6 protein-coding genes are annotated in these 8,896 nt (G+C 59.6%); 3 read left to right on the plus strand and 3 right to left on the minus strand.

Annotated features, from left to right (window positions below):
• Positions 1-420 precede the first annotated feature (420 nt).
• The 3 genes from DWY95_RS15470 to DWY95_RS15480 form a co-directional block, all read right to left on the minus strand.
• A complete protein-coding gene (locus tag DWY95_RS15470) occupies positions 421-1,209 on the minus strand; it encodes an MBL fold metallo-hydrolase (RefSeq protein WP_118554185.1) in 789 nt (262 codons plus the stop codon).
• Positions 1,210-1,362: 153 nt separating this feature from the next.
• On the minus strand, positions 1,363-2,658 hold the full coding sequence (locus DWY95_RS15475; protein WP_347562140.1) for a UDP-N-acetylglucosamine 1-carboxyvinyltransferase: 1,296 nt from the start codon (positions 2,656-2,658) through the stop codon (positions 1,363-1,365).
• Positions 2,659-2,919: 261 nt separating this feature from the next.
• Positions 2,920-4,926 carry a fructose-1,6-bisphosphatase gene (locus DWY95_RS15480; protein ID WP_118554187.1) on the minus strand — a complete coding sequence of 669 codons (2,007 nt, stop codon included), beginning with the start codon at positions 4,924-4,926 and terminating at the stop codon, positions 2,920-2,922.
• A 132-nt stretch (positions 4,927-5,058) separates the two neighbouring features.
• Between DWY95_RS15480 and DWY95_RS15485 the strand changes: the two genes are divergently transcribed.
• The 3 genes from DWY95_RS15485 (at position 5,059) to DWY95_RS15495 (ending at position 8,827) form a co-directional block, all read left to right on the plus strand.
• Positions 5,059-5,976 carry a radical SAM protein gene (locus DWY95_RS15485; protein ID WP_118554188.1) on the plus strand — a complete coding sequence of 306 codons (918 nt, stop codon included), beginning with the start codon at positions 5,059-5,061 and terminating at the stop codon, positions 5,974-5,976.
• A 194-nt stretch (positions 5,977-6,170) separates the two neighbouring features.
• Complete coding sequence (locus DWY95_RS15490; protein WP_118554189.1) at positions 6,171-7,259, plus strand: sugar kinase; 1,089 nt, start codon at positions 6,171-6,173, stop codon at positions 7,257-7,259.
• 233 nt (positions 7,260-7,492) lie between these two features.
• Entirely contained in the window at positions 7,493-8,827 is a 1,335-nt protein-coding gene (locus DWY95_RS15495; RefSeq protein WP_118554190.1) for an FMN-binding protein, read from the plus strand.
• Positions 8,828-8,896 lie beyond the last annotated feature (69 nt).

Below are 8,896 nucleotides of genomic sequence, written 5' to 3' on the forward strand. Positions count from 1 at the left end.
AATAGGTTCCGTTACAAGTTTTTCGATATTGTTCAATTTTCAAGGTCCTGTGCGCCTCAACCAACCGGCTGACGACTTGATCATTTTATCACAGAAGTGATTTTTTGTCAAGCACTTTTTTCGAAGCGTTTCGAACATTTTGAACTTGGATCGCTTCAGATTTCTCAGAACTGACTGGAATCTTTCAGCGTCTATTGGTTCTTTTCTTTCGCTTCTCAGCTGGAACTTCGGAAGTCATTCTTTTGTCTCAGCGCTTGGCGCTCAAATATAATACCATACACCGGGGTGGATGTCAACACTTTTTTACAAGTTTTTTCAAGGAAATCTGAATTTCCTTCATTTTCTTGGATCTCATCTTCCATCCAAACGCTGCAGGGTGCATCTGTTGGGCCGCTTTTCGGTGTTTTGCAGCGTTTTTTCTCAAAATTCCAGCACCGGGCTGACCTCATTCCGCCGCTGGGTCTGGACGATGCAGTCCTTTTCGGGGATGACACCGGCCGCACCAAAGGTGTTGAAGACCGTCTGCAGCGCGAGCATGGGGGTATTATTTTCCTGAGAAAGATGGCAGAGGGCAAACTTCTTACACCCCTCCTGCACCAGTTCCAGGAGCTTGGCTGCACACTCGTCGTTGGAGAGGTGGCCGCGGGTGGACTCGATGCGGGAGCGTAAGTAATAAGGATACGGCCCGCTGCGCAGCATGTGCAGGTCGTAGTTGCTTTCCAGCGCAACAAGGTCACAGCCGGAAAGCGCCTCGTGCACCGGCGGCGTCAGAACGCCGAGGTCGGTGGCGATGGTCATGGTCTTGCCGTCCGGGGTATGGATGCGGTAGCCCACGCAAGGCACATCGTGGCTGGTGGGAAAGGCCGTGACGCCGAAATCGCCGATGTCCTCTTCCCCGCCGGAGACGCTGTGCATCTCGCACGAAACGGGCACGATGCCATTGGCGTCCAGAAAATCCAGCGTAGCCGCTGCGCCGTAGACCGGCAACGGGTTCTTTTTCAGGAAGGTGGAAAGCCCCTTCACATGGTCGCTGTGCTCGTGGGTGACGAGGATGCCCGCACAGTCGCTGACGTTCAGATCCAGTGCTTTGAGGGCCGCGCCTGTGGTGCGGACGCCTTTTCCCATATCCACGATGAGATATCGTTCGCCGCAGCGCACCACGCTGCTGTTGCCGGACGAGCCGGAGTATAATGAGATAAATTCTGCCATTGGTCTCCTCATAAAAGCAGCCCGCTGCAAAGACGCAGCAGGCTGGTTCAAATTTTGTGATTCTCTATGCAGCCTCTCCGTCGTGCTACGCCCGCCAGCTCCCCTATCCGGAGAAGCGGCATCCCATCAGCGATGACGGAGAGGTTTATTCCGTTACATGGCCGATTCCAGCGCAGCGGGCGCACGGTCCACCTTGCTGATGTCGGCACCCAGACCGCGCAGTTTCTCCACGATGTTCTCGTAGCCGCGCTCGATGTGGCCGATCTCCTCGATCTCGCTGGTGCCGTCTGCCATCAGGGCCGCCACGACCATGGCAGCACCTGCACGCAGGTCGGAAGCGCGCAGCGGGGCCGGGCTGAGCTTGTCCACGCCCTCGAATACGGCGACCTGGCCGTCCACCTGCACGTTTGCGCCCATCTTGCGCAGCTCGTCCACATAGCGGAAGCGGTTGTCCCACACGCTCTCCGTGATGGTCGAAGTGCCCTTTGCCACGCTGAGCAGCACACCCATCAGGGGCTGCATGTCGGTCGGGAAGCCAGGGTGCGGCATGGTGTTGATCTTCAGGGGCAGGATGTCGCCGGTGCGGCGGACACGGACAGCGTCATCGAACTCCTCCACTTCCACGCCCGCACGGCGGAGCTTGGCTGTGATCGGCTCCAGATGCTTCGGGGTGACGTTCTCGATGAGGACATCGCCGCCGGTGGCCGCAGCAGCTACCATATAGCTGCCCGCCTCGATCTGGTCCGGGATGATGCTGTAGGTGCAGCCGTGCATCTGCTGAACGCCGCGCACCTTGATGACATCGGTGCCTGCACCACGCACATCGGCACCGCACATGTTCAGGAAGTTCGCCAGATCGACCACATGGGGTTCCTTGGCGCAGTTTTCCAGAATGGTCTGACCCTCCGCCATGACAGCGGACAGCATGCCGTTCATGGTCGCGCCGACGCTGACCTTATCAAAGAAGATGTGCGCACCGGTCAGGCCTTCCTTGGCGCGGACGGTGATCATGCCGTAGTCCACGCTGTCCTCGGCGCCCAGAGCGCTGAAGGCCTTGAGGTGCTGGTCGATGGGGCGGGGGCCAAGGTTGCAACCGCCGGGCATGGCCACCTGCGCCTTGCCGAAGCGGGAGAGCAGCGCACCCAGGAAATAATAGCTGGCGCGCATTTGGCGGGACAGATCGTCCGGCACATTGGTGCAGCTGATGTGGGTGGTGTCGATCTCGTAGGTGTTCCGGTTCAGCATCTTGATCTGGGCACCCAGGACGCTCAGGATCTTCAGGCTGACGGCCACATCACTGATGTCGGGCAGGTTCTCGATGACACAGACGTCCCCGGCCAGAATGGTGGCAGGCAGGATGCCCACAGCCGCATTTTTGGCACCCGAAATAGTGACCGCACCGTGCAGGGGCTTACCGCCCGTAATAACAAATTTTTCCAATTTTATGATCTCCTTGTCGTGGGGCTTGCGTGTGCGCCCCCAAAGGGCTTTTGTTTCTCATCACGTTAAAATCCGATGCACTCCATTGGGCATACGCTCTCAAGATATGCTATCTTATTATACACGACTTCGGCCAAAAAGCAAAGACCCATTTGCACAGCAGGGATTATTTTCTGTTTTGCCCAGAAAAAACGCAGATATTCAGTTATTTTGTTTGTTTTTTCAAAAATTTTACAAAAATCTTGTCAGGCTGCACGAAGCAGGCCGCCGTTACCAGACGCAGTCTTCGCAATGTGTCTCCTTGAGCCAGCCCAACTGATAGGCCTTGACCAGCTGTTTCAGGTCATACACCCGCTCCCGCAGCACCTCGCCCTCATCGGTCTCCTCCACGAGGATGCGGTGGTTCTCGGTCTCCAGGATGTTTTTCTGCGAGAGGATGTCGATGTTCTCATTTACGGCTTTTTCGGTGCTTTCGAAGGGCTGGTGGGTGCGCAGAGACATGGTGCGGCTGGAGTAGACCAGCGTATAGCCCGCGATGCCGGTCTTGTCGTGGTAGGCGCGGCAGAAGCCGCCGTCGATGACGACGAGACGGCCCCCGCCCTTGACCGGGCTCTCGCCGCTCTTTTCGCGGACGGGCACATGGCCGTTGACGATGTGGCTCGCGCCGGGCAGGCCAAACTCGGACAGGATGCGGCGGCAGGCGGCCTCCTCGTTGTACCAGGTATAATAGGGGTCCTTGACCTCCTCGTGGGTGGCGGGGTCGGCAATGTAGAGCCGCTCAAAGGTGGTCATAGCGCTGCGGCCGAACAGCGGCGACAGCTTGCCGCACCACAGATACCACAAAAAGTCCTGCCCGCTCTGGCGCACAAGAGAGCCTTCCGGTCCAAAGTAGCCCCGGCGGGCGCGCTCGTCGCAATAATCCATAAGGGCGCGTCCGGAGTAGCTGTGCCCCTCGAACCGCTCCACGGCAAAGCTGCCGCTGCGGGTCATGGGCACGACGCCGTGATAGAGCAGGTTGCCGTTCTCGATGTGGTAGACGCTGCCCTTGGCGTAGAGGAACTCGATGTGCTGCTGCAATTTCTCGCTCTGGCGGAAGGACTGGACCAGCTTGTCCAGCACCACCTGCTCGTCCGGATTGAGCCGGGCGGGGTCGGTGGGGTCTACGGTGGGGAAGCTCGTATCCCGCAGGGGGTAGGAACTGCCGTTTACGGTGACGGTCCCCTTCTCCCAGTCGATGTGGCGGAGGAAGTCGCGGCCCTTCATCTTAAAATCGGGGTTGCGGTCGATGACGCAGCACTCCATCTTGAGCATGAGGATGGTGACGGCCTTGTGCATGACGGCGCAGCGGTGGAGCATACCGGGCGTATAGGGGCCGCGGGCCGCATCGGTGTGGGGCATCCAGAGGGACAGGTCGTCGTCGCCATAGAACTGCTCCGCCATCCGCTGCAAATGCCGCAGGTTGATGCCATAGCAGTCTTCGAGCATCCCGTGGTTGTGGTAGGCCAACGTGGTCTTGAGCACGGTGCAGATGCAGATGGGACTGCCCGCAGCCGCGCCCATCCAGACCACGTCGTGGTTGCCCCACTGGATATCGACATTGTGGTGGCGCATGAGCAGGTCCAGGATGATGTCCGGGCGGGGGCCGCGGTCGAACAGGTCGCCGACGATATGTAACTTGTCCACAGCCAGCCGCTTGATGAGTTCGCACAGGCGGACGATGAACTTGTCAGCCCGGCCGTTCTCGATGATGCTGCCCACGATCTGGCCGTAGTACAGATCTTTATCGTGGTCTTCGAAGTGGGCGTGGAGCAGTTCATCCAGAATGTAGCCGCAGCTTGCGGGCAGGCATTCGCGGACATGCTCGCGGGTGTGTTTGGAGGAGACCAGACGGCAGATGTCGATGAGGCGCAGGAGCGTCTCGGTATACCACTGGTCCAGCCCGTCCTCATCGGCGCAGCGGGCCTTGAGCTGGGGCAGCTTCTCGTTGGGATAATAGATGAGGGTGGCCAGCTCGGCGCGGGCCGCCTCCGGGATGGTATCTCCCAGCACGATATCGACTTTTTCGCGGATGACGCCGGACGCCGAGTTCAGGATGTGGACAAAGGCCTCGTTCTCGCCGTGCAGATCGCTCATAAAGTGCTCCGTACCCTTGGGCAGCTTGAGCAAAGCCTGTGTGCTGATGATCTCGCTGGCTGCTGCCGCCTGCGAGGGGTAATCCCGCGCCAGCAGGGCCAGATATTTCAGGTGGTCCCGGATCTCCTCATTTTCAGTGCGCATAGCGTCCTCCCCATTATGCAGTATTCTTTCATCGCATGAAATATTCAACCATAGTATACCACAACTGCGCCCAAAAATGGTATAATAGAAGCGAGCAATTTGTTCAAAACTTTCGCAAAGGACTTAGATAGTATGCCCAAAACCACCAACTTCGCACCCGAAACCTGCACACTTTGCCCCCGGCAGTGCCGCGCGGACCGCGCCGCCGGGCGGATCGGCTTCTGCGGGGCAGGCGGTGCGCTGAAAGCCGCCCGCGCCGCCCTCCATTTCTGGGAAGAACCCTGCATCAGCGGCACACGGGGCAGCGGCACGGTGTTCTTTTCCGGCTGCACCCTCAAGTGCTGCTTCTGCCAGAACTACCCCATCAGCGCCGAGGGGCTCGGCAAGGAGATCTCCGTCGGGCATCTGGCCGAGATCTTTCTGGACCTGCAGACGCAGGGCGCGCACAACATCAATCTGGTCACGCCCGGCCAGTGGCAGCCGTGGATCATCGCTGCGCTCGACCTGGCGCGGGCGCAGGGGCTGCATCTCCCCATCGTCTGCAACACCGGCGGCTATGAGACGCTGGAGAGCATTGAGCGCTGGCGGGGGTATATCGACATCTGGCTGGCCGACCTGAAGTACGTCTCCCCTGCCCTGTCCGCCGAGCTTTCGGCCGCGCCGGATTACTTTGCGGTGGCCAGACCCGGCATCGAAGCCATGATGGCGCAGGCCGGGCACCCGGTCTTCGATGCGGACGGCATCCTGCAAAAAGGCGTCATCCTGCGGCATCTGGCCCTGCCCGGCCACGTGGACGACAGCTTCGCCGTGCTGGACCAGATGGCCGCCTGGAATCGCGCCGACCCCGGCTGTTTCCTTCCCAGCGTCATGAGCCAGTACACACCTTTTTATAAAGCCGCCGACCATGGCATCGGGCGGCGCATCACCACCTACGAATACCGCCGGGTGGTCAACTACGCCATGGACCTCGGCCTTTCGGACGGCTACATGCAGCAGAAGAGCAGTGCCAAAGAAGAGTATACCCCCAGCTTTGATCTGACGGGGGTGTGACCCTCTCCGTCGGCGGTGCAACTCTCCCGAAGGTGACGGAGAGGGTTCGTCAAAACCGCCAAAAATCCCCGCTTATTTTCTCTTTTCATCCGCGGCATTTGCTTGCTATCTGCTTCGGGGTGCGGTATAATGGATACAACAATGTGTTCTCACATCGTTACGGTATAAAGCAACGACTTTTTAGGAGGAGCGTTATGGAACACTACAATCCGATCCTTGGCAGCGAGACCAGCGGGCAGAAGTTCATCACCTGCGGTGAGATCATGCTGCGCCTGACCCCGCCGAACTACGAAAAGATCCGCATGGCTTCCAGCTTCGAGGCCAGCTACGGCGGCAGCGAGGCCAACATCGCACTGGCGCTGGCAAACCTGGGCGTGGACAGCACCTTCTTCAGCGTCGTGCCCAACAACAGTCTGGGCAAGAGCGCCGTGCGCTGGCTGCGCTCCAACGATGTCCACTGCACCCCCATGATCCTGACCGAGCCGGACGAGACCCCCTCGAACCGGCTGGGCACCTACTATCTGGAGACCGGCTACGGCATCCGCGCTTCCAAGGTCATCTACGACCGCAAGCACAGCGTCATCACGGAGTATGACTTCTCGCAGGTCGATCTGGACGCTCTGCTGGATGGCTTCGACTGGCTGCACCTGAGCGGCATCACCCCGGCTCTGGCCCCCAACTGCCGCGGCCTCATCATCGACATGCTCAAGACCGCCAAGAAGAAGGGCCTGACCGTCAGCTTCGACGGCAACTTCCGTTCCACCCTGTGGAGCTGGGAGGAAGCCCGCGACTTCTGCACCGAGTGCCTGCCCTATGTGGATGTGCTGCTGGGCATCGAGCCTTACCACCTGTGGAAGGACGAGACCGACCACTCCAAGGGCGACTGGAAGGACGGTGTGCCCCTGCAGCCCAGCTATGAGCAGCAGGACGAGATCTTCCAGCACTTCATTGAGCGCTACCCCAACCTGAAGTGCATCGCCCGCCATGTGCGCTATGCCCACAGCGGCAGCGAGAACAGCCTGAAGGCTTTTATGTGGTACGAGGGCCACACCTTCGAGAGCAAGCTGTTCACCTTTAATATCCTCGACCGCGTGGGCGGCGGTGATGCCTTCGCCAGCGGCCTCATCTACGCCATGCTGCACGACTACAAGGCCATGGATATGATCAACTTTGCCGTGGCCAGCAGCGCCATCAAGCACACCATCCACGGCGATGCCAACATCACCGACGATGTAAGCTCCATCCGCAACCTGATGAACATGAACTACGACATCAAGCGTTGAGTTTCGCCTCAGCGCTTCTGTCTGCCGGGAACCGACCGCTGTACGTTGGTTTCCGGCTTTTTTATGCCGTCAGCACCACAAATTGACACCATTTTCTCATTCTTCACGAAGGATGTGACAAAATCTCTTGACAGAACCTTACAAAATATGTTATCTTTTGTAAACATCCTTGAAAAGGTATGACCTTTTCTGGGGGCCGAACACAAACCGATTTTTCTCTGGAGGAAAGACCCATGAAACAGGAGATCATCCGCAAACTGAGCGCTGCCGTGGCCATGAGCCTCGTTGTTGGCGTCTCTCTGGCCGCCTGCGGCGGCAGCAGCTCCACCGCTGCCAGCGCGACCAAGACCGGCTCTGCCGACGGCTTTGGCGGCGCTGTCACCGCCACCCTGACCGTGGATGCCAACGGCACCGTTACCGACTGCAAGCTGGAAGGTGCACAGGAGACCGAGAGCATCGGCGGCGCTGCACTGGAAGAGCTGTCCAAGCAGGTCGTGGCCGCCAACGGCCCCGCCATCGACGGCGTTGCCGGTGCCACGGTGACCACCAAGGCCGTCCGGAAGGCCGTTGCCGCCGCACTGGGTGTGGAGCTGGCCGAAGAAGCCCCCGCCGACTCTGCTGCCGCAGCCCCCGCTGAGCCCGCCGCCATCGTCCCGGTGGAAGGCGGCATCCAGATCGGTCAGGCCTATGCTTCCGCCCACGGCACCAAGTGCTTCACCGAAGCGGTGGCTGTGGTGAAGGATGACGTCATCCTCGCCGCCTACCTCGACGATTTCCAGTTCGCCAGCACCGATGCAGGCGTGACCGCCGTGCCCAACTCCGACTCCGACTTTGCCGCAGGCTACGCCGAGGGCAAGGTTCTGATGTCCAAGCGGGCCAACGCTGATTATTACAGCAAGATGATGGCCGAAAAGGGCGGCTCCACGGTCGCTCTGGATGCAAACTTCGACGCCATCCAGAACTTTGCTGTCGGCAAGACCATCTCCGAGCTGGAGGATGTGGCCGCCAAGGGTGCCGAGGCTGTGGACGCCGTCTCCGGCGCAACGCTGGTGGATACCGCCGGTTATCTCTCTGCCATCGTGGATGCCGCCAAAAACGCCCAGACCACGCAGGCCGTGGAGTTCAACGGCAGCTCCGAGGACCTGAAGCTGAACGTGGTCTATGGGGCTGCCCACGGCACCAAGTGCTTCACCTCCGGCGCTGTCGCCACCGCCGGGAACACCATCGTACTGAGCTACATTGACGAGTTCCAGTTTGCCGGTTCGGACGCCGGGGTCGTCGGTGTGCCCAACTCCGACTCCGACTTCGGCGCAGGCTACGCCGAGGGCAAGGTGCTGATGTCCAAGCGAGTCAACGCCGATTACTACAGCAAGATGATGGCCGAAAAGGCTGGTTCCACCGTTTCGCTGGATGCCAACTACGACGCCATCCAGAATCACGTGAACGGCATGAGCATTGCCGACGCCGAGGCTCTGAGCAAAGATGAAAAGGCTGTGGACGCCGTTTCCGGTGCCACGCTGGCGGATACTGCCGGCTACGTTGGTGTGCTGGTGGATGCCGCAAAGTAAGGCAAGAAAAATAACGTTCCTCTGAACACAGCAGCGCCCGCCGGGAGATCTCCCGGCGGGCGCTGCTTA

Source organism: Faecalibacterium sp. AF28-13AC (assembly GCF_003478405.1).
In the GTDB taxonomy this organism is placed as follows: domain Bacteria; phylum Bacillota; class Clostridia; order Oscillospirales; family Ruminococcaceae; genus Faecalibacterium; species Faecalibacterium prausnitzii_E.

What these genes read in the sequence shown, in the direction of transcription:
- DWY95_RS15480 (WP_118554187.1), bottom strand. Translation starts at nt 4,926, where the DNA reads ATGCGCACTGAAAATGAGGAGATCCGGGACCACCTGAAATATCTGGCC.
- DWY95_RS15490 (WP_118554189.1), top strand. Translation starts at nt 6,171, where the DNA reads ATGGAACACTACAATCCGATCCTTGGCAGCGAGACCAGCGGGCAGAAG.
- DWY95_RS15495 (WP_118554190.1), top strand. Translation starts at nt 7,493, where the DNA reads ATGAAACAGGAGATCATCCGCAAACTGAGCGCTGCCGTGGCCATGAGC.
- DWY95_RS15485 (WP_118554188.1), top strand. Translation starts at nt 5,059, where the DNA reads ATGCCCAAAACCACCAACTTCGCACCCGAAACCTGCACACTTTGCCCC.
- DWY95_RS15470 (WP_118554185.1), bottom strand. Translation starts at nt 1,209, where the DNA reads ATGGCAGAATTTATCTCATTATACTCCGGCTCGTCCGGCAACAGCAGC.